This is a genomic window from Actinoplanes sp. NPDC049316, assembly GCF_040677315.1.
Taxonomy (GTDB): domain Bacteria; phylum Actinomycetota; class Actinomycetes; order Mycobacteriales; family Micromonosporaceae; genus Actinoplanes.
This window is the reverse complement of the sequence record NZ_JBFAQM010000021.1, coordinates 1-21,628: the sequence shown is the minus strand read 5'-3', so window position 1 is coordinate 21,628 and position 21,628 is coordinate 1. Positions and strand designations below refer to the sequence as shown.

Annotated in this window: 25 protein-coding genes, 1 tRNA gene and 2 pseudogenes; 13 read left to right on the top strand and 15 right to left on the bottom strand. The window is 72.4% G+C overall.

From position 1 onward, the window contains the following. Nucleotides 1-10: 10 nt before the first annotated feature. The 6 genes from AB0K03_RS27370 to AB0K03_RS27345 are packed head-to-tail and all read right to left on the bottom strand — an operon-like array spanning nt 11 to nt 3,679. Nucleotides 11-418: a Fur family transcriptional regulator gene (locus AB0K03_RS27370; RefSeq protein WP_364690094.1), complete on the bottom strand. Its 408-nt coding sequence runs from the start codon at nt 416-418 to the stop codon at nt 11-13. Next, complete coding sequence (locus tag AB0K03_RS27365; protein ID WP_364690092.1) at nt 415-732, bottom strand: metalloregulator ArsR/SmtB family transcription factor; 318 nt, start codon at nt 730-732, stop codon at nt 415-417. The genes AB0K03_RS27370 and AB0K03_RS27365 overlap by 4 nt, the downstream gene beginning before the upstream one ends. After that, a complete protein-coding gene (locus tag AB0K03_RS27360; protein WP_364690089.1) occupies nt 729-1,616 on the bottom strand; it encodes a metal ABC transporter permease in 888 nt (295 codons plus the stop codon). The genes AB0K03_RS27365 and AB0K03_RS27360 overlap by 4 nt, the downstream gene beginning before the upstream one ends. Before the next feature lie 49 nt (nt 1,617-1,665). Continuing rightward, nucleotides 1,666-2,445 (bottom strand): metal ABC transporter ATP-binding protein, encoded by a 780-nt coding sequence (locus AB0K03_RS27355; RefSeq protein WP_364690086.1) that lies wholly within the window; start codon nt 2,443-2,445, stop codon nt 1,666-1,668. Beyond that, nucleotides 2,442-3,371, bottom strand: a complete 930-nt coding sequence (locus AB0K03_RS27350) for a metal ABC transporter substrate-binding protein (protein ID WP_364690083.1) — start codon at nt 3,369-3,371, stop codon at nt 2,442-2,444. The genes AB0K03_RS27355 and AB0K03_RS27350 overlap by 4 nt, the downstream gene beginning before the upstream one ends. A 47-nt stretch (nt 3,372-3,418) precedes the next feature. Then, the gene (locus AB0K03_RS27345; RefSeq protein WP_364690336.1) at nt 3,419-3,679 is read right to left on the bottom strand and encodes a DUF6703 family protein; all 261 of its coding nucleotides are present in this window, start codon (nt 3,677-3,679) and stop codon (nt 3,419-3,421) included. A gap of 33 nt (nt 3,680-3,712) precedes the next feature. On the opposite strand from AB0K03_RS27345, the gene AB0K03_RS27340 reads away from it, so the two are divergent. The 3 genes from AB0K03_RS27340 to AB0K03_RS27330 all read left to right on the top strand — a co-directional run bounded on the left by AB0K03_RS27340 (nt 3,713) and on the right by AB0K03_RS27330 (nt 6,058). After that, nucleotides 3,713-4,054, top strand: a complete 342-nt coding sequence (locus AB0K03_RS27340) for an antibiotic biosynthesis monooxygenase (RefSeq protein ID WP_364690080.1) — start codon at nt 3,713-3,715, stop codon at nt 4,052-4,054. A gap of 17 nt (nt 4,055-4,071) precedes the next feature. Beyond that, nucleotides 4,072-4,617 (top strand): hypothetical protein, encoded by a 546-nt coding sequence (locus tag AB0K03_RS27335; protein WP_364690078.1) that lies wholly within the window; start codon nt 4,072-4,074, stop codon nt 4,615-4,617. Between the two features lie 61 nt (nt 4,618-4,678). Continuing rightward, the gene (locus tag AB0K03_RS27330; protein ID WP_364690075.1) at nt 4,679-6,058 is read left to right on the top strand and encodes a glycine--tRNA ligase; all 1,380 of its coding nucleotides are present in this window, start codon (nt 4,679-4,681) and stop codon (nt 6,056-6,058) included. Here the strand turns inward: AB0K03_RS27330 and AB0K03_RS27325 are convergent. From AB0K03_RS27325 to AB0K03_RS27315, 3 genes are all read right to left on the bottom strand, one after another. Further along, complete coding sequence (locus AB0K03_RS27325) at nt 6,055-8,259, bottom strand: hypothetical protein (RefSeq protein ID WP_364690072.1); 2,205 nt, start codon at nt 8,257-8,259, stop codon at nt 6,055-6,057. The two genes, AB0K03_RS27330 and AB0K03_RS27325, sit on opposite strands and share 4 nt — an antisense overlap. A 2-nt stretch (nt 8,260-8,261) precedes the next feature. Then, nucleotides 8,262-8,333, bottom strand: a tRNA-Lys gene (locus tag AB0K03_RS27320). A 43-nt stretch (nt 8,334-8,376) separates the two neighbouring features. Then, nucleotides 8,377-8,859: an XdhC family protein gene (locus AB0K03_RS27315; RefSeq protein ID WP_364690070.1), complete on the bottom strand. Its 483-nt coding sequence runs from the start codon at nt 8,857-8,859 to the stop codon at nt 8,377-8,379. Between the two features lie 41 nt (nt 8,860-8,900). On the opposite strand from AB0K03_RS27315, the gene dusB reads away from it, so the two are divergent. Next, nucleotides 8,901-10,043 (top strand): tRNA dihydrouridine synthase DusB, encoded by a 1,143-nt coding sequence (gene dusB, locus AB0K03_RS27310; RefSeq protein ID WP_364690067.1) that lies wholly within the window; start codon nt 8,901-8,903, stop codon nt 10,041-10,043. A gap of 60 nt (nt 10,044-10,103) precedes the next feature. On the opposite strand, the gene AB0K03_RS27305 is transcribed toward dusB, so the two are convergent. From AB0K03_RS27305 to AB0K03_RS27285, 5 genes are all read right to left on the bottom strand, one after another. Next, nucleotides 10,104-10,475, bottom strand: coding sequence for a hypothetical protein (locus AB0K03_RS27305; RefSeq protein WP_199513948.1), 372 nt, complete (start codon nt 10,473-10,475; stop codon nt 10,104-10,106). Nucleotides 10,476-10,520: 45 nt separating this feature from the next. Then, entirely contained in the window at nt 10,521-10,997 is a 477-nt protein-coding gene (locus tag AB0K03_RS27300) for a roadblock/LC7 domain-containing protein (RefSeq protein WP_364690064.1), read from the bottom strand. Nucleotides 10,998-11,043: 46 nt separating this feature from the next. Further along, nucleotides 11,044-12,042, bottom strand: a complete 999-nt coding sequence (locus AB0K03_RS27295; protein WP_364690061.1) for a DUF4388 domain-containing protein — start codon at nt 12,040-12,042, stop codon at nt 11,044-11,046. Between the two features lie 18 nt (nt 12,043-12,060). Then, on the bottom strand, nt 12,061-12,441 hold the full coding sequence (locus AB0K03_RS27290; protein ID WP_364690058.1) for a hypothetical protein: 381 nt from the start codon (nt 12,439-12,441) through the stop codon (nt 12,061-12,063). Between the two features lie 172 nt (nt 12,442-12,613). Continuing rightward, on the bottom strand, nt 12,614-13,099 hold the full coding sequence (locus AB0K03_RS27285) for a DUF4388 domain-containing protein (RefSeq protein WP_364690055.1): 486 nt from the start codon (nt 13,097-13,099) through the stop codon (nt 12,614-12,616). 145 nt (nt 13,100-13,244) lie between these two features. Here AB0K03_RS27285 and AB0K03_RS27280 point away from each other — a divergent pair, with 145 nt between their 5' ends. From AB0K03_RS27280 to AB0K03_RS27240, 9 genes and pseudogenes are all read left to right on the top strand, one after another. Further along, nucleotides 13,245-13,601, top strand: coding sequence for a VOC family protein (locus tag AB0K03_RS27280; RefSeq protein WP_364690053.1), 357 nt, complete (start codon nt 13,245-13,247; stop codon nt 13,599-13,601). Between the two features lie 31 nt (nt 13,602-13,632). Further along, entirely contained in the window at nt 13,633-14,850 is a 1,218-nt protein-coding gene (locus tag AB0K03_RS27275) for a deoxyguanosinetriphosphate triphosphohydrolase (RefSeq protein WP_364690051.1), read from the top strand. A gap of 19 nt (nt 14,851-14,869) precedes the next feature. Beyond that, nucleotides 14,870-15,055: pseudogene (locus AB0K03_RS27270) on the top strand (CHC2 zinc finger domain-containing protein); the annotation flags it as partial. A gap of 189 nt (nt 15,056-15,244) precedes the next feature. Then, nucleotides 15,245-15,733, top strand: a pseudogene (locus AB0K03_RS27265) (LAGLIDADG family homing endonuclease); the annotation flags it as partial. 87 nt (nt 15,734-15,820) lie between these two features. Beyond that, nucleotides 15,821-17,704: a DNA primase gene (gene dnaG, locus AB0K03_RS27260; protein WP_364690334.1), complete on the top strand. Its 1,884-nt coding sequence runs from the start codon at nt 15,821-15,823 to the stop codon at nt 17,702-17,704. Then, nucleotides 17,701-18,231 (top strand): hypothetical protein, encoded by a 531-nt coding sequence (locus AB0K03_RS27255; RefSeq protein WP_364690049.1) that lies wholly within the window; start codon nt 17,701-17,703, stop codon nt 18,229-18,231. Before dnaG ends, AB0K03_RS27255 begins: the two co-directional genes overlap by 4 nt. A 38-nt stretch (nt 18,232-18,269) precedes the next feature. Further along, entirely contained in the window at nt 18,270-19,190 is a 921-nt protein-coding gene (locus AB0K03_RS27250; RefSeq protein ID WP_364690047.1) for an ABC transporter ATP-binding protein, read from the top strand. A gap of 1 nt (nt 19,191) precedes the next feature. Further along, on the top strand, nt 19,192-19,944 hold the full coding sequence (locus tag AB0K03_RS27245; protein WP_364690044.1) for an ABC transporter permease: 753 nt from the start codon (nt 19,192-19,194) through the stop codon (nt 19,942-19,944). A gap of 138 nt (nt 19,945-20,082) precedes the next feature. Then, nucleotides 20,083-20,892: an ABC transporter permease gene (locus AB0K03_RS27240; RefSeq protein WP_364690331.1), complete on the top strand. Its 810-nt coding sequence runs from the start codon at nt 20,083-20,085 to the stop codon at nt 20,890-20,892. A gap of 535 nt (nt 20,893-21,427) precedes the next feature. Here AB0K03_RS27240 and AB0K03_RS27235 read toward each other — a convergent pair. Next, a partial coding sequence (locus AB0K03_RS27235; RefSeq protein ID WP_364690041.1) for a hypothetical protein occupies nt 21,428-21,628 on the bottom strand: 201 nt, incomplete at its 5' end.

Here is a 21,628-nt window from a genome sequence, read left to right as displayed (position 1 = left end):
CACGGGAGGGCTAGGACTGCTGGGCCGCGCACTCCGGGCAGGTTCCGAAGATCTCCATGGTGTGCGAGACGTCGACGAAACCGTGCTTGCCGGCGACCCGCTGCGCCCACGTCTCCACGGCCGGGCCCTCCACCTCGACGGTGCGCCCGCACGAGCGGCAGACCAGGTGGTGGTGGTGTCCCTGGCTGCACCGCCGGTACAGGTGCTCGCCGCCGGGCGGGCGCATCACGTCGATCTCGCCGGCGTCGGCCAGCCCTTGCAGCGTGCGGTAGACCGTGGTCAGACCGACCCGCTCGCCCCGCTCGCGCAGGATCGCGTGCAGGTCCTGGGCGCTGTGGAAGCCCTCGCAGTCGGCGAGGAGGTCCCGGACCGCGGTGCGTTGCCGGGTGTTGCGGACAACGGTTCCCTCGTCCGTCACGATCCCTCCCTTGCGTGGCTGACGGCGTCGGCGACGATGTGCGCGACGTGTTCGTCCACGAGCGAGTATGCGATCTCGCGTCCACGCCGTGCACCCCGCACCACGCCGGCGCCGCGCAGCACCCGCAGGTGCTGCGAGACCAGCGGCTGCGGCGCACCCAGCTTCTCGACCAGTTCGTGCACGCACCGTTCGCCGCCGCCGAGCTCCGCCACGATCGCGACGCGGATCGGCGCCGACAGCGCGCGCAGCAGCTCGCCGGCCGCCTCGTACGCCTCGTAGCCGGTGGCGACGCCGTGCACCGGATCCGCGCTCATCGGGCGCCCGCCTCCTGCAGCACGACGTCGGGTGGTTCGCCGTTCTCGGCGGGGCGTTCGGCCGGGATGTGCCGGCGCAGCACCCGCCACGTCGCGCCACCGACGGTGACGGCGAGGAAGGCCGCGATCGCCAGGATGACGATGGTGGCGCCGGGTGCGGTGTCGGCCTCGCCGGCCACCCAGACCCCGGTCGCCGCGGCGGTCAGGCCGATGCCCATCGCCACCGCCATCGTGCTGCGGAATCCGCGGGTGATCTGCTGCGCCGCCGCCACCGGCACCACCATGAGGGCGCTGACGAGCAACAGGCCGACGGTGCGCATGGCGATCGTGACGGTCACGGCCGTCGTGGCGGCGATCACGAGATTGAGCGTACGCACGGGAAGCCCGGAGACGCGCGCGTACTCCTCGTCGTGGCAGACGGCGAACAGCGCCGGCCGCAGCGCGAGCATCGCGACGAGCACGGCGGCGCCCAGGATCGCGATGACCGTCAGGTCCTGCCGGGTCGTGGTGATCAGCGAGCCGAAGAGGTACTGCGTCAGGTTGGCGTTGGCGCTGTCGTGGGACAGTCCCACCAGGACCACACCGCCCGCGATGCCGCCGTAGAACAGCAGGGCCAGCGCGAGGTCGCCGGACGTACGGCCGCGTTCGCGCACCAGCTCGACGCCGACGGCCCCCACCACGGCGACGATGACCGCGGTGAGCACCGGCGACTGCTGCAGCAACAGCCCGACGCCCACACCGGTCAGCGCCACGTGCCCGATGCCGTCGCCGATCAGCGACAGCCGGCGCTGCACGAGGTAGATGCCCAGCGCGGGGGCGGCCAGCCCGATGACGAGCGCGCCGGCCAGGGCCCGCAGCATGAAGTCGTACTGAAAAAGACTCATGCCTTCGGTCCTGTCGTGGGCGGCGGGTGGGGCGGTCGGATGGTCATGACTAGTTCGCCGGCATTCTGTCCGTGGGGGCCACGCAGATCCTGGGCTGTTCCGGCGTCGCGTGCGGGTGGACGTGGTCGTGGTGAGGGCCGGCGTGATGCCCGGCCGGCTGGGGGACCGCACCCTCGTACGCGATCAGCCCGTGGTGCACGACGACGGCCCGGTCGATCAGCGGCTCCAGCGGGCCCAGCTCGTGCGCGACGAGCAGCACGGTGCCGCCGCGCTCGACGAAGCCGGCCAGCGCCTTCGCGAAGGCCTCCTGGCTGGCCACGTCCACCCCGGCGGTCGGCTCGTCCAGGACCAGCAGGTCGGGGCGGCCGGCCAGGGCGCGGGCGATGAGCGTGCGCTGCTGCTGGCCGCCGGAGAGCGTGCTGACCGGGTCGTCGATGCGCTCCAGCAGACCCACGTCGTCCAGCGCGGCGCGGACGGCCGCGCGGTCGGCGGCGCCCGGGAACCGGAAGATGCCGCGGCGGGCGAGCCGGCCCGAGGACACGACCTCGCCGACCGTGGCGGGCACCCCGCTGCCGGCGCCCATGCGCTGCGGCACGTACCCGACGCGGGCCCACTCGCGGAAGCGGCGCTGCGGGGTGCCGAAGAGCTCGATCTCGCCGTCGGCGAGCGGGACCAGGCCCAGGATCGCACGGATCAACGTGGACTTGCCGGACCCGTTCGCGCCCAGCACGGCGACGACCTGACCGGCGCCGACCTTCAGCGAGACGTCACGCAGGACCGTGCGGCCGCCGTACGCGACGGCGGCGTGGCGTACCGAGACGACGCTCATGACGTGCACCCCAGGGCAGTGGTGAGCGCGGCGAGATTGGCGCGCATGACGGTGAAGTAGTCGGCGCCGGGCTCGGTCACGCCCTCGATCGGGTCCAGGACCGCCGTCCGCGCGCCGACCTCCCGCGCGATGGTCTCGGCGACCTTCGGGCTGACCAGGGTCTCGAAGAAGATCGTGGTGGTTCCCGTGGCTCTCGCCTCCTCGGCGACGTGGGCGAGGCGCCGCGGGGACGGCTCCGCCTCGGGGGAGATGCCGGTGATGCCCACCTCGGTGAGCCCGTACCGGTCGGCGAGGTAGCGGAAGGCGGCGTGGCTGGTCACGAGCTCGCGCCGGGCGCAGGTGGTGAGGGCCTTCGCGTACTCGCCGTCCAGCGCGGTCAGCTCGGTGCGCAACGTCCCGGCCCGGCTCGCGTACGCGTCCGCGTGCGCGGGATCGGCCTGCGCGAGCCGCTCGGCCAGCGCGCCGGCGATCGTGGCGTAGCGGGCCGGGTCGAGCCACACGTGCGGGTCGGCGCCCTCGCCCGCCTCGGCGTGCTCCTCCTGGCCGGGCTCGTGCTCGTGCTCCTCGGACGGGAGCAGCCGCACCACGGCCCCGGCGTCGAATGCGCGGTCCCGCGCCTCGAGATCGACCGCCTGGTCCACGGCCGGCTGGAAACCCTTCAGGTACACCACGAGCCCGGCGGTGCTGACCTTGCCCACCTGGCGCGGGCTGAGCTCCACGTCGTGCGGCTCCGCGCCGGGCTTGGTCAGCTGGATGACGCGGACGGCGTCGCCGCCGACCCGCTCGGCGAGGAACTGCAGGGGGTAGAAGGCCGTGACCACGTCGAGGCGGCCGTCGCTGAACCCGCTCGGGCGCTCGGCGCATCCCGCCGTCGCGCCGAGCAGCAGGGCTGCGGCGGTCGCGGCGAGAGCCCGGCGGGGGAGCATGACACCACAATGCGCCGAGTTGGTAATGATTGTCAAAAGCGCATACGTCAGAGCGCCTTGGCCAGCGCCGCCGCGAACAGCAGGGTCAGCAGGATCAGCCGTACGGTCCGCAGCGCCGGCGTCTGCACCGGCCACGTCGTGAAGGTCAGCGCCGTCAGGGCCGCACCGAGCAGGAACAACAACGCGGCGCCGACGATGCCGGGCAGGAACAGGCCCGCGACGAACACCACCAGCGCGGCGATGAAGGCCGTCGTCGGGTTCACGGCGGCCAGGCGGCGCAGCAGGTTGCCGGGCGGGGACGGGGTCACGTCGGGCTCCTCGGGGATGCGTACGCTCACGTCATGCTGGTGCTGAACCGCTTCGTCGTCCCGCCGGACACGCAGGACCCGTTCGTCGAACGGGCGCACGCCGCCCTGACCGCCCTGGCGGCGAGCGCCGGTTACCTCTCCGGCCGCCTGACCCGCGCGCTGGACGACCCCGCCTACTGGACCCTCGTCACCGAGTGGGAGTCCGTCGGAGCCTACCGCCGGGCGCTCGGCGGATTCGACGTCAAGGTCCACGCCACCCCGCTGCTGTCGGAGTCGCTCGACGAGCCGTCGGCCTTCGAGACCCTGGCGAGCGCCGCGCCCGGCGCCGGGGTCGAGGCCCGGGCCAGCGACCGGGCCGCCGAGCCCTGGCGCTGAGCCGTACGCTTGATCGCATGACCACCCTGGGTGCGCCCCCGCCGCCGGGCCCCGCCGGCCCGCCACCGCAGCAGGGGCCGTCTCCTGAGCCGGCGCCGCCGCAGGGTCCCGGCGTGTTCCCGCCGTTCCCCGCGCCGCCGGTCGAGGGCCGCGGCCGCCGCGTCGGGCTCGGGCTCGGCCTCGGCGCCGGGGTGCTCGTGCTCGTCCTCGGCGGCGGGCTGGCCGCGGTCATCGGGCTCACCACGGTCGCCACCCGGGCCCTCAACGAGCAGGCCGACGTGGTCGTCAGCGACTACCTCGACGCGGTGCGCGACAAGCGCTACACCGAGGCGTACGACATGTTGTGCCAGCAGACGAAGGACACCGAGACCGAGGCGGAGTTCACCAGCCAGGTCTCCGCCGAGAAGCCGATCGCGACGTTCGACGTGGGTGACGTCGAGCTCACGCAGATGTCGGCCCCGGTCGACGTCACGTACACCGACGGCTCCAGCGCCGAGCTCCGGGCGTACCTCGCGCAGAACCGCCGGACGGGCGGTTTCGAGGTGTGCCGCGTCGAGGAGTAATCTCCTGATTTTGTCCGCATCCCTTTAGTCCCCGCCGACAACCAGCCGGCGTAGGAGGAACATGCCCGTCGACCGTATCGACGCCGTCGTCAGCCTGGCCAAGCGCCGCGGCCTCGTCTTCCCCTCCAGCGAGATCTACGGAGGCACCCGCTCGGCGTGGGACTACGGCCCGCTCGGCGTGGAGCTCAAGGAGAACGTCCGCCGCCAGTGGTGGCGCACCATGGTGCAGCAGCGCGACGACATCGTCGGCCTCGACTCCGCCGTCATCCTGGCCCGCGACGTGTGGGCGGCCTCCGGGCACCTCGACGCGTTCGTCGACCCGCTGACCGAGTGCCAGTCCTGCCACAAGCGCTTCCGGGCCGACCACCTCGAGGAGGCGTACGAGGCCAAGCACGGCTCGGCCCCCGCCTCGCTGAGCGAGCTCAACTGCCCCAACTGCGGCAACAAGGGGACGTTCACCGAGCCCAAGATGTTCAACGGGCTGATGAAGACGTACCTCGGCCCCACCGAGAGCGCGGAGGGCCTGCACTACCTGCGGCCCGAGACCGCCCAGGGCATCTTCGTCAACTACAACAACGTGGCGACCGCCGCGCGCAAGAAGCCGCCGTTCGGCATCGCGCAGGTCGGCAAGTCGTTCCGCAACGAGATCACCCCGGGCAACTTCATCTTCCGTACGCGCGAGTTCGAGCAGATGGAGATGGAGTTCTTCGTCGAGCCCGGCACCGACGAGACGTGGCACGAGTACTGGCTCGAGCAGCGCTGGAACTGGTACCGCGACCTCGGCCTCGCGGAGAACAACCTGCGCTTCTTCGAGCACCCCAAGGAGAAGCTCTCGCACTACTCGAAGCGCACGGTCGACATCGAGTACAGGTTCCGCTTCGGCGGCACCGAGTTCGCCGAGCTCGAGGGCATCGCCAACCGCACCGACTTCGACCTGAGCACGCACTCCAAGCACTCCGGCGTCGACCTGTCCTTCTTCGACCAGGAGAAGCAGGAGCGCTGGGTGCCGTACGTCATCGAGCCGGCGGCCGGCCTGACCCGCGCGGTGCTGGCGTTCCTGCTCGAGGCGTACGACGAGGACGAGGCCCCCAACACCAAGGGCGGCGTCGACAAGCGGACGGTCATGCGCTTCGACCCCCGCCTGGCCCCGATCAAGGTCGCGGTCCTGCCGCTCTCGCGCAACCCGGAGCTCTCGCCGAAGGCGCGCGGCCTCGCCGACACGCTCCGCAAGCGCTGGATGGTCGAGTTCGACGACTCGCAGGCGATCGGCCGCCGCTACCGCCGCCAGGACGAGATCGGCACGCCGTTCTGCGTGACGGTCGACTTCGACACGCTCACCGACGACGCGGTGACCGTCCGGGACCGCGACACGATGAAGCAGGAGCGGGTCGGCCTCGACGCGATTGAGGACTACCTAATCAAGCGCCTGCCGGGTTGCTAGAACGCTTGTAGCCAGTGGCGGGTGGTCGTCCAGCCTTCGAGGCGGCGGCCGCCCGCCGCTGTCGTTCCGTCGGCGGCGAAGCGGCCACCCCCGGCGACGTGGCGCAGGCCGGCGAGCGCCGGGGTGAGCCGGTCGCGCACGGCGGGCCGGGCGGCGGTGAGGATCGCCTCGAAGTCGTCCAGGACCGGTCCGGGGTCGGTCGCCCCGGGCACGGCCAGGTAGAAGATCACGTTGCGCCACGCGTACGCGATGTCCTTGATCATCGGCAGCGGGCGCGGGTCGCCGGGCAGCCGGGCGGTGAGCCGGCACCCGGCCTCGAAGGCCCGGCGGGCGAGCGTCGCCCAGTCGCCGGCGGGGGTGACACCCGCGCGCACCAGCGTGGCCAGGTTGTGCGTGGTGAGGATCTGGCCCTGCTCGATGAGCATGCCGCCCGCCGCGACGGTGAACGTGTGCCGCCAGGCCCCCGTCCGCGAACGGCACAGCCACTCGAAATCGGCGTCGGGCGCGGCGACCGCGGCGTAGTCGATGTCGTAGTAGCGGGCGTACAGACTTCCCTCGAGCAGCTCGCCCGCCAGCCGGGCCGCACGCAGGAACTTGGGCGAGAAGGTGCCCATGAAGATGTCCGCGGCGAGCTCCTCCACCCACGGCAGCCCCGCACCGGCCTCCCGGCTCAGCGCGGCGAGCTCGCGGACCAGCGGGTTGGGCAGCAGCGTGCCGGGGAAGCCGTCGATCGCCAGCTCACCCAGCCGGCGCAGGGTGGCGTGGGCGTCGCGACGGGTGTCGTCGCCGGCCTCCCGGTACGGGCGCACGGCCGCCACCCACGGCAGCTCGGTGAGCCGCACCTGGCTTTCCAGGTTCCGCAGCAACAGGGACCGGCGGTTGCGGAACGCGCGGTACGTCGCCGCCATCAACGCCCGCAAAGCCGGATCCCGGTACGCGGCAGCGCTCGTCTCGGCGGCGATCTGCGGCACCAGCTCGGCGAGCACCTCGGCGGATGGGACCACGCCGGCCTCGATCAGCTCGGGGATCCGCCCGGCCCGCGCCCGCCGGATCACGCCGCGGATCGACGGGGGGATCGGCGTACCGGCCGGTACCGCGTACACCTCGGCCTCCGCCTCCCGCACCGGGACGCAGAGCGCCTCCACGTCCCGTACGCCCCGGCCGGGGTCGAGCGTCGCGAGGCGGCCCACCACCACCCGCGCGAGCAGGTGGTGGGCGGGTATGCGAGCCTCCCGCGCCTGCCGCTCCCGCAGTGCCGCGTGCTCCGGCGAACCGGGCACGCCCCGCCGGGCCAGCATCGAGCCGGCGACGTGACGCAGCAGCCCGAGCGCCTTCGGGGGCAGCTTCCTGTCCGCGACGGCCTGCTCGGCCGCCGCTCGCAGGACGGCCAGGTTCTCCTTCGGCCGACGGTGCTTGCCGCAGCGGGTGTGCGCGGCCGCGAGCTGCTCGTAGCGCCCCAGCAGACCCCGGGCCCGGTCCCGCCAGCCGGGCGGGAACACCGCGGCCACGGTCCCGTCGGCGTCGCGGGTCTCCAGCCACAGCGTCAGGAACTCGTCGGCGAGCGGATTCCACACGGTCAGCGCCTCGCGCATCGCCGCCACCCGGGGGTTCTCCCGGCGGCCGGCCAGCGCGGCGCTGACCTGCCCGGCGTCGGCGCGCCAGACGAGCTGCGGGTCCGGCCCGCCCGCCGGGTCCGGCACCGGGGTGAAGCACAGGCGGTCGGCGTACGGGCCCATCTCGTCGACCAGGGCGAGGGCCGCCGCCCGGTCACCAGCCCGCAGCAGCCACGCCACCGTCAGCAGCGCGGCCTGTTCCGGCAGCTCGAGCCGGTAGCCGCCGCTGTCGAGCAGCGCGCCCAGCTCGGCCTGCCCGGCCTCCGTCAGGTGGTACGCGAACAGCGCGGCCCGGTCGGTGGCGATCCCCGGGCGGGTCTCGTGGGGGCGCAACGGTCCGGCCGCTGCGGGCGTACCCGTGGCGAAGCCGCCCCTGACGACCTCGGGGGTCACCCAGGCCGGCAGCCCGGCGACCGGCGTGCGTGACCCCGGGTTCACGGCTCCGGACGCCATCGCCCGCATGACCTGCACCCAGCGCCGCACCCGCCCGTCGGCGCGCTCACGGGTAGCGGCGTCCTCGTGGGTCAGCGCGGTGACGAGGGCCGTCGCCAGCTGGGCGTGCGGGTAGCCGCTCTCCTGCATGTCCATCGCCAGCGTGGCGGGTGCTGCCCCCGCGCCCTCCGGGGTAAGAGCCCGGTGCTCTGCTGCTGAGCTACACGCTGCGTTCCGTCGCCGTACGGTACGACATCCCGCGCGGCGTGCCGATCAGAATTCGAAGCCGCCCGGTCGCTCGTTGCGGTCGGCGATGAGCCCCGCGAGCGTCGCCACGGCGATCTCCGCGGCGGTCCGGCTGCCGATGTTCAGCCCGATGGGCCGGTGCACCCGGGCGATCTCCTCGTCCGGCACGCCGAGCTCCTTCAGCGCCGCGATGTGCGGGCCCTGCTTGTGCGGGTTGCCGATGATGCCGATCCATCGGGCGTCGCCGGCCAGCGCCTCCTTGAGCACCGCGCCGAGCTCCGGCCGGTGATGGTCGGTCAGCACGATGTCGGTGTGCCCGGTCACCCCCGCGGCGGACAAGTCACCCACGAAGGAGTCGCCGTGCGGCCTCGGCGAACCCTGCAGGCGTACCGGGTCCGGCTCCACCAGCGTGCACCGGAAACCCACCTCCAGGCCTATGCGCAGCAGCGCCTCGGCGACCGGGGATTCGAAGACGGCGACCAGGTGGCGGGGGCTCTGCTCGGTCTGCACAGGCTGACTGTGCCAGACACCGGTGTGTAATGCTCGACTGCGTGACTCTCGCACTCTCCGCCAAGCCGTTGACGCTGGGCGGCCACCAGGTGTGGCCGCCGGTCGTGCTCGCGCCGATGGCCGGCATCACCAACGTGGCCTTCCGCAAGCTCTGCCGCGAACAGGGCGGCGGCGTGTACGTCTGCGAGATGATCACCACCCGGGCCCTGGTGGAGCGCATCCCCAAGACCCTCAAGATGATCCAGTTCGGGCCGGACGAGGACTTCCGCAGCCTCCAGCTCTACGGCGTCGACCCGGACGTGACCGCCGCGGCCGTCCGGATGGTCGCCGAGGAGAACCTCGCCGACCACGTCGACCTCAACTTCGGCTGCCCGGTCCCCAAGGTCACCCGCCGCGGCGGCGGCAGCGCGCTGCCCTGGCGGCGCAAGCTTTTCGGCCGCATCGTCAAGCAGGCGGTCGAGGCGGCCGCGCCGGCCGGCATCCCGCTCACCGTCAAGATGCGCAAGGGCATCGACGACGACCACCTGACCTACGTCGAGGCCGGCCTGATCGCGCAGGAAGCGGGCGTCGCGGCGGTCGCACTGCACGCGCGTACGGCGGAACAGCGCTACTCGGGAACGGCCGACTGGGATGCGATCGCGACCCTGAAGCAGGCCCTCGACGTCCCGGTGCTCGGCAACGGCGACATCTGGGAGGCCTCCGACGCGATGCGCATGGTCGCGCACACCGGCGTCGACGGCGTGGTCGTGGGCCGCGGCTGCCTCGGCCGCCCCTGGCTGTTCAAGGACCTGCAGGCCGCGTTCAACGGCGTCGAGTCCCAGGAGCTGCCCACCCTCGGCGAGGTGGCGGCCATCATGTCCCGGCACGCTCACCTGCTGGTCGAGGCGCTGGAGGACGAGAAGCACGGCTGCGCGGACTTCCGCAAGCACGTCGCCTGGTACCTCAAGGGCTTCCCGGTCGGCGGCGACCTGCGCCGCAGCCTGGCCATGGTCTCCTCGCTCGCGGAACTCGACGACCTGCTCGGCAGGCTCGACGCCGACCAGCCGTTCCCGGCCGAGTCGCTGGGCCAGCCCCGCGGCCGCATCAACGCGCCGGGCAAGGTGTCGCTGCCGTACGGCTGGCTCGACAGCCGCGACGACGACACCGTCCCCGAGGGCGCCGAGATGGAGAACAGCGGCGGATGACGAGGAGGCGGGGAGGGCGCCATGTGCCCTCCCCGCCTCTGCCGCGGGTGTACGCCCGGCTTAGACGTCGAGGTCGTTCTCGATGCGCTTGAGCTGGTGCCGGGCCATCGCCAGGTTGGCGCGGTCGCGGCGCAGGGCCACGTACAGGAACAGGCCCTTGCCGGACCGGCTCGTCAGCGGCCTGATCATGTGGTACTGGGTGTCCAGGGTGATGAGGATGTCCTCGATCTTCTCGCTGAGGTTGAGCATCTCCATCGCCCGCAGCTTGGCCCGGACCACGTCGGTGTTGCCGGCCGCGGCGACCGTCAGGTCGAGGTCCTTGCCGCCGCCGGCGGTGCCGAGGGCCATGCCGCTGGTGTGGTCGACCAGCGCGACGCCGACGGCGCCGTCGATGTCCATGATCTCTTTGAGTGCGGTGTCCATGTCGGGCATGGTGTTCCTCCGTCTGTGCTGATGTGCAGGGGTTTTCGTAAGACCTCAGCGGCCTCGGATGGAGCTGGGCAGGGTGGCCATCGGCGTGCGCCGCGCGAGCGGGATGGCCGGGCCGTTCTGCGTGGGAATCTCCGGCCGCAGGGCCGGCGGAGCATCGAGGACCAGGACCTTCACGAGCCGGCGTACGGCACGGCGGGCCTCGAGGTGCACCATCGCCAGGTTGGCGTTCCCGGATGTCACGAGGGTCAGCAGGGCGCTGGGCCCCGCGGTGTACGAGGTGATGTATCCGCCGTCGCACTCCACCACCGATTCGCGCAGCTCGCCGTGGTTGACGGCGTGCGCGAAGCGCCGGGCGAGGGCGAGGTGGGCGGCGGCGAGGGCGGCGATGCTGTCGGGTTCGATGCCGTGGGCGTCGTGCGCGACGACCATGCCGTCGGTGGTGGCGAGGACACTGCCGGCGAGTTCGGGCAGCCGGTGGCGGAGGTTGCCGAGTTCCGTCAGTACCGCCGGATCCACCGTCATCCTCGGTGTCTCCTTCCTCATGTGGCCGTCAGCGGGGGCGCCCGCGTCACCGCAGGGCCCGCAGCGCGGTGCGGATGCGTTTGAGCAGGACTTCGTCGGTGCCCGGGTGCGGCGGCGCCGGCTGGGCGACGAGCTCCTTGGGAAGCTTCGCGCCCGGTTTGCGCCGGGCGAGCCGCGGCGCCCGGTTGGCCGGGCCGGGCTCCGCCTCGCGGGGTGGGTCGCCCGAGGCCAGCCCGGGCCGGGCCCGCGTGACGATGGGTACGGTGGGCCCGTCCGGCACCGTCGCCGGGGACGCCGCGGCGCTCTGCGCGGCCGAGCCCCGGGCCCGGGGCAGCCGGAACGCCGGACCGGTACCGCCGACCCGCTCCCCGGGCGACTCGATCAGGCCGAGCGCCGCCAGCCGCCGCAGCTCCTGGACGGTGGCGTAGCCGGCGCGCCCCAGCAGCAACGCCAGATCGGCCGGCGTGCGCTGACCGTCGGCGTGCACCAGCAGCTCCCACTGCGCCGCCGTGACGGTGATCCGCTCGCGGGGCGGCCGGGGCACCGGGGTGACCGCCGCGGTGTCGATCCGGACGTTGGGGAAGATGTCGTCGAGCAGCCGCGCCCGCCGCCGGGACTCGCGCACCACCGCGGCCGCGTCGATGCGGACGACGTCGCCGAGCCAGTGCGCGGCCCCGTCGAGGAAGTTCACCGGCGCCGCAGCCGGGGCCAGCGCGAAGTACGCGGCGTCGTAGGTGGCGCCCAGCACGCACAGCTCCAGTTCCCCCTGGGTGATGTGACCCTGTTCGAGCAGCAGCCGCCCCACCCGGGCCTGCGAGGTGGCGGTGTCCAACGCCGCCTGCCAGGTACGCGGCGCCAGCCGGCCGGAGGCGGTCAGCAGCTCACCGACGCCCGGGGCCGCGGCCGACTCGGCGTACGTCACCCGGCCCTCGACCAGGTAGAGCGTGCCGCCCGGCGGACCGCCGACAACCAGGGCGCCGGTCCGCCCTTCACCGGCCGCCTGCGTGAGCAGGCTGCCGGGCGCCGCGGACGTCGGGGGCTTCACGGTGGCTCCTTCCTGCTGTCACGTCGAGATCAGCTCGTCGGCGAGCCGCTCCATGCGCCGGCGGGCCACGGCGAGGTTGCCGCGGACCCGGTCCAGCCACACGTAGAGCACCAGCCGGCTGTCGAAATCGGTCCGGACGAGCCGCAGCAGGTGATAACCCCCCGCGGTCGTGATGATCAGGTCCTCGAGGAGGTCGTGCGGCACGGCCGAGACGAACAGCGACCGGCTCTGCGCGGCCTGTACGACGTCGGCCGTGCCGGCGGCCGCGGCCTCGTGGTCCTCGTTGGGTGCGGCCCCGGTCGTGGCGACCGGGAAACCGCTGGTGTAGTCGACGATGCTGGCCCCGATCGCGCCGGGAATCGCCATGGCCTCCTGCAGACAGTGCTCGACCCCGGGCACATCTCTCCTCGCCGAGTGATGCTCCCGCCGGCGGCCCCGCAAGCTGCCGGCGGTTCGGGTGGTTCCCCTTCTGCTCGGGCGGGATCTCGGGTTCCCGCCGTCACAAGGGGCCATCCTGCGGGTGAGGCGCGCTCACAAGTCGCACCCGATGTGCGTCAGTGCGTCGATTTGCTCAGCCGGCGGTGTGCGTACGCGCGCGCGGTCTTCGGCGCGGAGCCGGGCGGGTCAGCAGCCGCTTCGCCGTCTCGGAACCCAGCGTTCCCAGGTCACAGTGCGGGAACGTGCCGAACCAGTGCCGCTCGCCCGGTACGAACCGCAGCGGCGCATCGTCCGCCTCCAGGAGCACCTGGGTCGCCGCAGTGATCGTCGCCACTACCCGGCACGCCAGCTCGTGATGACCGAGGTGCCCGTCGCGCAGCAGCAGCCGGCCGACCCGTCCCTCGCCGTGCCCGGCCGCGTACGCCGCCCGCCACTGTTCCGCGGACAGCCGGCCGCAGCCCACCAGCCGCGCCCCGATACCCGGGCAGGCCGGCGACTCGGCGTGGGTGATGCGCCCGGCGACCAGATACACGACCCCGCCCGGGGTGCCGCCGACATGCAGGGCGCCGGTGCAGCCGGCCTCGGCCAGCGTGGTGAGCCGGCGACGCAGCGAATTCATCGATCGATCTCCTCCTTGCGGCCAGTGTCGGCGGCCCCGGGCGGGAGGATGTCGCACGACGCGTGCGTTGTTCCCCGGTGGTGGGGACGCCGTCTGCGCGTAACATGATCGTCACTTTCGATGGCGTCTCGTGGAGGTTTGCCGTATGCCCAGCCGGTGGGAGCAGATCGTCGTCGACGCCGACGACCCGGCGCGGCTCGCGCGGTGGTGGGCGGAGGCGCTCGGCTACCGGATCGTGCACGAGGCGCCCGACGAGGTCGAGATCCGGCGCGGCCCGGACGAGCTGCCCGGCCTGCTGTTCACCCCCGTTCCGGACGCCAAGACCACGAAGAACCGCCTGCACATCGATCTGCGCCCGGACGACCAGGAGGCCGAGGTCGAACGGCTCGTCGACATGGGCGCCCGGCCGGTCGACATCGGCCAGCACGACGTCGGCTGGGTGGTCCTCGCCGACCCCGAGGGCAACGAGTTCTGCGTCCTCGCCTCCCGCAGAACCGAGTAGCCCGGCCACCCGTGCGCTTAGGGTTGATCGCATGACGGGCGACGCGGAACGCCGGGTCACCGAGCCCGCGAAGGACAGCGGATACGGCCGCACCCCGTACGAACGCGACCGCGCCCGCGTGTTGCACTCCGCGGGCTTCCGGCGGCTCGCGGCCAAGACCCAGGTGCACACCGCCGGCTCCGACGACTTCCTGCGTACCCGCCTCACCCACTCGCTCGAGGTCGCGCAGATCTCCCGCGAGATGGGCGCCCGCCTCGGCTGCGACCCCGACGTCGTCGACGTCGCCGGCCTCGCCCACGACATCGGGCACCCGCCCTTCGGTCACAACGGCGAGGCCGCCCTCGACGCGATCGCCCGGCCCTGCGGCGGCTTCGAGGGCAACGCGCAGACCCTGCGCGTGCTCACCCGCCTCGAGGCCAAGGTCGAGGGCGCCGGCCTCAACCTCACCCGTGCCTCCCTCGACGCGACCTGCAAATACCCCTGGCCGCGGCGCCCCGGCACCCGCAAGTTCGGCGTCTACCCCGACGACCTGCAAACCTTCCGATGGGTACGCGCGGCAGCCCCCGAGGACGACCGCCGCTGCCTCGAGGCGCAGGTCATGGACTGGGCGGACGACGTCGCGTATTCGGTGCACGACGTCGAGGACGGCATCCACGGCGGCTACCTGTCCCTGCGGCCCCTGCTCGACGACCCGGACGAACGCGCCGAACTGTGCACCGACGTGGCCGCCACGTACTCCGACGAGACCCCCGAGGCGCTCGGCGAGGCGCTCGACCTCCTCCTCGCCGACGACGTCGTGACCGCCGCCGCCGACTACGACGGCACGTACCGGGCGCAGGTCGCGCTCAAGCGGATGACCAGCGTGCTCACCGGCCGCTTCGTCTCCTCGGCGGTCGGCGCCACCAACAGCCGCCACGGCTACGAACCGGTCCGCCGCTACGCCGCGGACCTCGTCGTACCCCGCACGGTCCGCAACCAGTGCGCGCTCCTGAAGGGGATGGCGTTGCGCTACGTGATGCGAGCCCGGGCCGCAGAAGACTGGTACGAACAACAGCGCGCGATCCTGACGTCCCTGGTCGAGACGCTCTGCGACCGAGCACCCGACCACCTGGACCCGATGTTCGCGGCCCTCTGGAAGGAAGCCGGCGACGACGCGGCCCGCCTGCGCGTGGTCGTCGACCAGGTCGCCTCGCTGACCGACCCGGCAGCCGTCGCCTGGCACCGGACCCTCGTGGCAGGCCGCCGATGACGCGAGGCAGTATGTAGCCGTGGCGGGCAGGGTCAAGGACGAGGACATCGCGCTGGTCCGCGACCGCACCTCGATCGCGGACGTGATCAGCGAGACCGTGACGCTGAGATCGGCGGGCGGCGGCAACCTCAAGGGCCTCTGCCCCTTCCACGACGAGAAGACCCCCTCCTTCACCGTCTCCCCTGCCCGAAATGTCTACTTCTGCCTCGCCGGTGAGACTCGCGTCATCACCGACCAGGGCGTACGCGAGATCCGTGACCTGGCGGGTGGCCGGCACCGGGTCATCACGACGCACGGCCGCTTCGTGGAGGCGCCGTTCCACTCCTTCGGCGAGCAACCCCTCGTCCACCTCCGGCTGACGCGTAACGGCCAGAAGAAGACCATCCGGGCGACGATGAACCACCGATGGTTCATCCGCAGCCGCGGCAGGGGCGTGGAGAAGCGCCTCGAACGGACCACCGCCCAGCTGAAGCCCGGCGATCGGCTCGCCCATGTGTTCCCGCGGGCGCTCGCGAACCGCGACGGCGGCCACACGCTGACGCCGTCGCCGTTCGGCATCGCGCGCGGCGTCGTCTTCGGCGACGGGACAGTACTCAACAAGGGCAGCGTCGCCTTCCTGTACGGGGACAAGGACCGTGACCTGCTCAAGTGGTTCCCGCTCAACGACACCTACGTCAGCGAGAATCGGATCACCGTCACCGACCTTCCGGCGTACTTCAAAACGGACCTTCCGCCGCTGACCGAGTCGCTGTCGTACCTCTACGGCTGGCTCTCGGGGTACTTCGCGGCGGATGGCGACGTGGCCGCGGACGGCTGCATCTCACTCAACTCCGCCAAGCGCGAGCACCTCGAGTACGTGCGCGACCTCTGCACCAGGATCGGGGTCGGCACATACGGGATTCGCGAATATGTCCGGACCGGCTTCCCCGAGCAAGTGCGCGCCGACGGTTCCGCCGGTTACACCGCGCCCATGTACCGGCTCACCCTCATGGGTGGCGACCTGCCAGAGGAGTTCTTCCTCATCGCGGCTCACCGCGGGCGATTTCTCACCGCGCGCAAGAAGTACGAGCGCCGCGGCTGGGTCGTCGAGGCGATCGAGGACCACGGCGAGGTCGAGGAAGTGTTCTGCCCCGTCGTCGACGGCACGCACGCATTCGTGCTCGAGGACAACATCCTCACCGGCAACTGCCATGGCTGCGGCGCGGGTGGGGACGCGATCAAGTTCCTCATGGACGCCGAGCATCTGAGCTTCGTCGAGTCGCTCGAGCGCCTCGCCGGCAAGGCCGGCATCCAGCTGCGCTATGAGGCGTACGCGGATGATCGGGCCGGCAGCGCGCCCCGCCCGCAGACCGGTCAGCGGCAGCGGCTGATCGCGGCGCACGCCGCCGCCGCCGAGTTCTACCGTGACCAGCTCGGCAAGGCCGGCGCGCGCAAGGCCCGGGAATTCCTCGCGCAGCGTGGGTTCGGACGCGACGCCGCGGAGAAGTACGGCTGCGGCTTCGCCCCCGAGGGATGGGACCTGCTCACCAAGCACCTGCGGCAGAAGGGTTTCACCGCCGAGGAGCTGACCACCGGGGGCCTGGCCAAGCCGGCGCGTTCCGGCTCGCTGATCGACCGCTTCCGCCGCCGGCTGCTGTGGCCGATCCGCGACCTGAGCGGCGACGTCATCGGGTTCGGCGCGCGCAAGCTGTTCGACGACGACGACGGCCCGAAGTATCTGAACACCCCGGAGACGCCGCTCTACAAGAAATCCCACGTCCTGTACGGCATCGACTTCGCCAAGCGGGAGATCGCCAAGCGCGGCCGGGCGGTCATCGTCGAGGGGTACACCGACGTCATGGCGTGCCACGAGGCGGGGGAGCCGACGGCGGTGGCGACGTGCGGCACGGCGTTCGGCGTCGATCACATCGGGGTGCTGCGGCGGCTGCTGATGGACAGCGACAGCTTCACCGGCGAGATCATCTACACGTTCGACGGCGACGCGGCCGGGCAGAAGGCGGCGCTGCGGGCGTTCGAGGAGGACCAGCGGTTCGTCGGGCGTACCTTCATCGCCGTCAGCCCGGACAACATGGACCCGTGCGAGCTGCGTCTCGCCCGCGGTGATCTCGCCGTACGCGACATGATCGCCGGCCGTGAGCCGCTGGTGGACTTCGCGTTGCGCCAGACGCTGGCGCGGTTCGATCTGGACACCGTCGAGGGCCGGGTCGAGGCCATGCGCAAGGCCGCGCCGCTGGTCGCGAAGATCAAGGACCGGGAGAAGCGTCCCGAGTACGCGCGCAAGCTCGCCGGCGACCTCGGTATGGACCTGGAGCCGGTGCAGCGCGCGGTGGCCGCCGCGATGACGCCCGACGCGCCGGTGGTGGCCCAGCGCCGCGCCGCGGAGAGCCCGCAGCGCCAGGTCGAGCGGGAGACGCTGAAGCTGGCCCTGCAGCTGCCGGTCCTGGCCGGCCCGATGTTCGACGCCATCGAGGCCGACTCGTACGGCGACCCGGTGCTGCGCGCGGTCCGGGAGGCCGTCGCGGCGGCCGGCGGCACGGCCTCGGCGACCGGCGGCGCGGTGTGGATCGAGGCGGTCCGCGACGCCTGCCAGGACCTCGGCGCGAAGGCGCTGATCGGCGAGTTGTCGGTCGAGCCGCTGCTGGTCGACGGCGAGGCGGACCTGCGGTACGTGCAGATCACGCTGGCCCGGCTCCAGGTCGGCTCGGTGACCACCCGGATCAAGGACCTGAAGTCGAAGGTCCAGCGGCTCAACCCCGTGGCCCACAAGGACGAGTACCTCGCGCTGGCCGGCGAGCTCTTCTCCCTCGAACAGCACGCTCGCGCGCTCCGCGAGCAGGCAGCAGGTGCATTGTGAGTTTGTTCCGCCGCCGTCCCAAGCTTCCGCCGGCGCTGCGCCCGCCGCTGGAGGCCGACGAGCGCGTGCTCGCCTGGGCCTTCGTGGGTGAGCCCGGCGAGCAGGTGGTCGTGGCCACCAACCGCGGCCTGTGGCAGCCCGGCGGCCGGCGCCTCGGCTGGCACGAGATCCACAAGGCGGAGTGGTCGGGCCGCGAGCTGCGGATCACCCCGGCCGAGGTCGCGCAGGAACGCCCGGGGTACACGGTGATGGTCGACGCCCCGATCATCGGGTTCCTGCTGCTGGAGCCCGGGGAGCTGCCGGACCAGGTGCGCACGCGGGTGACCCGCTCGGTCGCGTACACGTCGCACCATCCGCTGCCGCCCAACGGCGGGGTCCGCGTGGTCGGGCGTCGCATCAGCGGCGCCGACGGTCTGAGCTGGTCGGTGCGCTACGACGCCCGTACGGCGGTCGACGCGGATCCGGTCGTGGACGTCACCGACCAGCTGGTGGAGGCGGCCCGGGAGGCCACCGCGCCGCCCGCCTGACCGGGATTTTGTCGGACCCCTTCACTAGGGTCGGCCGGGTGACACTCATTCACGCTCGCGGGCTGGTCAAGCGGTTCGAGGGCTTCACGGCCGTCGACGGGATCGACGTCGACGTGGAGCGCGGCGAGGCGTTCGGTTTCCTCGGCCCCAACGGGGCGGGCAAGAGCTCGACCATGCGGATGGTCGGCTGTGTGTCCCCGCCGACCGGGGGAGTGCTGCGCATCCTCGACATGGATCCGCTGCACGACGGCCCGAAGATCCGGGCCCGGCTCGGCGTGTGCCCGCAGCTCGACAACCTCGACCTCGAGCTGACCGTCCGGGAGAACCTGACGACGTACGCCCGGTTCTTCGGCATCCCGCGGCGGGTGGCCCGGCGCCGGGCCGACGAGCTGCTGGAGTTCGTGCAGCTCAGCGAGCGCGCCGACAGCAAGGTCGAGCCGCTGTCCGGCGGCATGAAGCGCCGGCTCACCATCGCCCGCGCGCTGGTCAACGAGCCCGAGATCGTGCTGCTCGACGAGCCCACGACCGGGCTCGACCCGCAGGCGCGGCACCTGGTCTGGGAGCGGCTGTTCCGGCTCAAGCAGCAGGGCGTGACGCTGGTGCTGACCACTCACTACATGGACGAGGCCGAGCAGCTCTGCGACCGGCTCGTGGTGATGGACGGCGGCCGGATCGTGGCGGAGGGCTCGCCGCGCGCCCTCATCGACCGGTATTCGACGCGCGAGGTGGTCGAGCTGCGCTTCAACGCCGAGTCCCAGGAGGCCTTCGCCGAGAAGCTGGCCGGCGTGGGGGAGCGCCTGGAGATCCTGCCCGACCGCATCCTGCTGTACGTGCCCGACGGCGACGACGCGGTGGCCGAGGTGCAGGGCCGCGCGTTGAGCCCGGCCAGCGTGCTGGTGCGCCGCAGCAGCCTCGAGGACGTCTTCCTGCACCTCACCGGCCGGACGCTGGTGGACTGACATGACCTGGTACGTGCTCGAATATCACCTGGTCAGCTATCGCCGCATCTGGCGTTCCAGCGTCCTGTCGTCCTTCGTGCTGCCGCTGCTGACGATGCTCGGCTTCGGCGTGGGCGTCGGGGCGTATGTGACCGGCGGCGTCCAGGGGGTGCCCTACCTCGACTGGATGGTCCCGGGTCTCATCGCCTCCACGGCCATGCAGGTGGCCATCGGCGACTCCAGCTGGCCGGTCTTCGGCGGCTTCGAGTGGCAGAAGATCTACTTCGGCCAGGCGGCGGCGCCGCTGCGCGTGGCCGACATCCTCGACGGCCACCTGCTGTTCGTGGTCTTCCGCACGCTCACCAGCTGCGCGGCGTTCCTGCTGATCGCCACGGCCTTCGGCACGATGCACTCGCCCTGGGCCCTGGCGACTCTCCCGATCGCGGCGCTGGTGGGGCTCTCGGTCGCGACCCCCACCTTCGCGTACGCGGCGTCCATCACCAGCGACAGCTATCTCGCGATCCTGTTCCGCCTGGGGGTGATCCCGATGTCCCTCTTCTCCGGCGTGTTCTTCCCGGTCGAGTCGCTGCCGGCGATCCTGCGCTGGATCGCGTACGCCCTCCCGCTCTGGCACGGCGTCGACCTGAGCCGCGCCGCCACCCTCGGCACGGCTCCGGCCTGGTCGGCGGCCGGCCACGTGCTGTACCTGGCCCTGTGGGCGACGGCGGGCTGGCTGCTCGCGCTGCGCCGGTTCCGGAAGCGGCTGGTGGTCTGACATGACTCTCCACCCGTCGGCTGCGCACGCCCCCGCTTCAGGTGCGCCCGCCCGGACTTCGGCCGCCCCTGCTCCCCCTTCGGCCTCGGCCGCGCTCGCGCCCGCTTCGGCCTTTTCCGTTTGGCCTTGGAGGTCGCTGTGGTGACCCTCGTGCTGCCGCGGCTGGTGTCCTTCGAGGGCGCGGGCCGCCGGTCGGCGTCGGTCGTCGAGCGCAACGCGGCGACCCTGCGCAGCGCGTACTGGCTGGTGATGGTCTCGGGGTTCCTCGAGCCGGTCCTCTACCTCTTCTCGATCGGCGTGGGCGTCGGCGCCCTCGTGGGTGACCTGACGCTGCCCGACGGCCGGGTCATCGAGTACGCCGCGTTCGTGGCTCCCGCCATGCTGGCCTCGTCCGCCATGACCGGCGCGCTGTCGGAGACCACCTTCAACTTCTTCGGCAAGATGAAGTTCATGAAGCTGTACGACGGGATGCTCGCCACCCCGGTACGGCCGATCGAGATAGCCCTCGGCGAACTGGCCTGGGCCATGATCCGCGGCAACATTTACGCGGCCGCCTTCCTCGTCGTCATGGTCGTCATGGACCTCACCACCGCACCCCGGGCCCTGGCGGCCTTCGCAGCGGCGATCCTCGTCGGCTTCGCCTTCGGCGGCGCGGGCATGGCGCTGTCCACGTACATGCGCAGCTGGCAGGACTTCGACCTGATCGCCTCGGCCCAGTTCGCGCTGTTCCTCTTCTCCGGCACCTTCGTCCCGGCCCAGGCGTACCCCTCGATCCTCCGCTGGCTGGTGGAAGCCACCCCGCTGTACCGCTCGGTCGACCTGATCCGCGCGATCAGCACCGGGGCGACGGGCTGGCTCCAGGCCGTCGACGTGGTGTACCTGCTGGCGGTGTTCGGCGTCGGCCTGGCGATCGCGGGGAGGCGCATGGAGAAGCTCCTCTGCAAGTGACCCCGCGCGGCGCCCGGGTCCTGTCGCAGGCGCCCAGGCCGGAGATGCCAGGCGGCCGTCCTCGCGGCGATGCCGCCGGTTGGGCTCGCCGCCGGCTGGTTGGGCTCCCCGCCGGCCGGGTGGGCTCGCCGCCGGCTGTTTGAACTCGTCGCCAGCTGGTTGGGCTCGCCGTCGGCCGGTTCGGCTCACCTCCGCCGGTACCAGCTCGCCTCCGCTCGTCGTCGCCCCGCGCCTCTGTCCGGCCGGCCATGTGCCGCGCGGTGTCGCCTCGTGGGGATTCCCGCCGCGCTTTCTCGCCCCGGCCCGCGCCGTCCGGCCCCCAGGCCGCGCCGTCGCACCCCGCCCACCGCATGCCGTCTCGCGCCAGCCGGGCTCCTCTCGCCGCCACGCCACGCCGCTCCGTGCCACGTGGTCTCGTGCCGCGCCGTCGCACCCCGGGGCGACCGCACCCGCGCTGGGCCGGACCGCACCACGCCGGGCCGGGCTGGGCGGCGCTCACCGGTGCCGGCCGCGCCGGTTCCGCGCTGTGCCGCGCTCACCCGCGCCGTGCCGCACTCAGCCGTGCCGTGCCGTGCCGCGCCGCCGTGCCGCGCCTTGCCGTGCCGGGCCGCGCCGCGCCTTGTCGCGCCGTGCCGCGCCGTGGGATCGACCGCTGATCGCCGACGGAGATCTTCCGGTCGCCCGGCTTCTTGAACTGGACCTTGGGTTTGCCCTTCATGTAGTCGCGCATCGTGTC

Bases quoted from the DNA above. Each gene is read 5' to 3' on its own strand.
- AB0K03_RS27365 (WP_364690092.1), bottom strand. From the start codon at position 732: ATGAGCGCGGATCCGGTGCACGGCGTCGCCACCGGCTACGAGGCGTAC.
- AB0K03_RS27360 (WP_364690089.1), bottom strand. From the start codon at position 1,616: ATGAGTCTTTTTCAGTACGACTTCATGCTGCGGGCCCTGGCCGGCGCG.
- AB0K03_RS27355 (WP_364690086.1), bottom strand. From the start codon at position 2,445: ATGAGCGTCGTCTCGGTACGCCACGCCGCCGTCGCGTACGGCGGCCGC.
- AB0K03_RS27350 (WP_364690083.1), bottom strand. From the start codon at position 3,371: ATGCTCCCCCGCCGGGCTCTCGCCGCGACCGCCGCAGCCCTGCTGCTC.
- AB0K03_RS27340 (WP_364690080.1), top strand. From the start codon at position 3,713: ATGCTGGTGCTGAACCGCTTCGTCGTCCCGCCGGACACGCAGGACCCG.
- AB0K03_RS27335 (WP_364690078.1), top strand. From the start codon at position 4,072: ATGACCACCCTGGGTGCGCCCCCGCCGCCGGGCCCCGCCGGCCCGCCA.
- AB0K03_RS27330 (WP_364690075.1), top strand. From the start codon at position 4,679: ATGCCCGTCGACCGTATCGACGCCGTCGTCAGCCTGGCCAAGCGCCGC.
- AB0K03_RS27325 (WP_364690072.1), bottom strand. From the start codon at position 8,259: ATGGACATGCAGGAGAGCGGCTACCCGCACGCCCAGCTGGCGACGGCC.
- AB0K03_RS27305 (WP_199513948.1), bottom strand. From the start codon at position 10,475: ATGCCCGACATGGACACCGCACTCAAAGAGATCATGGACATCGACGGC.
- AB0K03_RS27300 (WP_364690064.1), bottom strand. From the start codon at position 10,997: ATGACGGTGGATCCGGCGGTACTGACGGAACTCGGCAACCTCCGCCAC.
- AB0K03_RS27285 (WP_364690055.1), bottom strand. From the start codon at position 13,099: ATGAATTCGCTGCGTCGCCGGCTCACCACGCTGGCCGAGGCCGGCTGC.
- AB0K03_RS27280 (WP_364690053.1), top strand. From the start codon at position 13,245: ATGCCCAGCCGGTGGGAGCAGATCGTCGTCGACGCCGACGACCCGGCG.
- AB0K03_RS27275 (WP_364690051.1), top strand. From the start codon at position 13,633: ATGACGGGCGACGCGGAACGCCGGGTCACCGAGCCCGCGAAGGACAGC.
- dnaG (WP_364690334.1), top strand. From the start codon at position 15,821: ATGTACCGGCTCACCCTCATGGGTGGCGACCTGCCAGAGGAGTTCTTC.
- AB0K03_RS27245 (WP_364690044.1), top strand. From the start codon at position 19,192: ATGACCTGGTACGTGCTCGAATATCACCTGGTCAGCTATCGCCGCATC.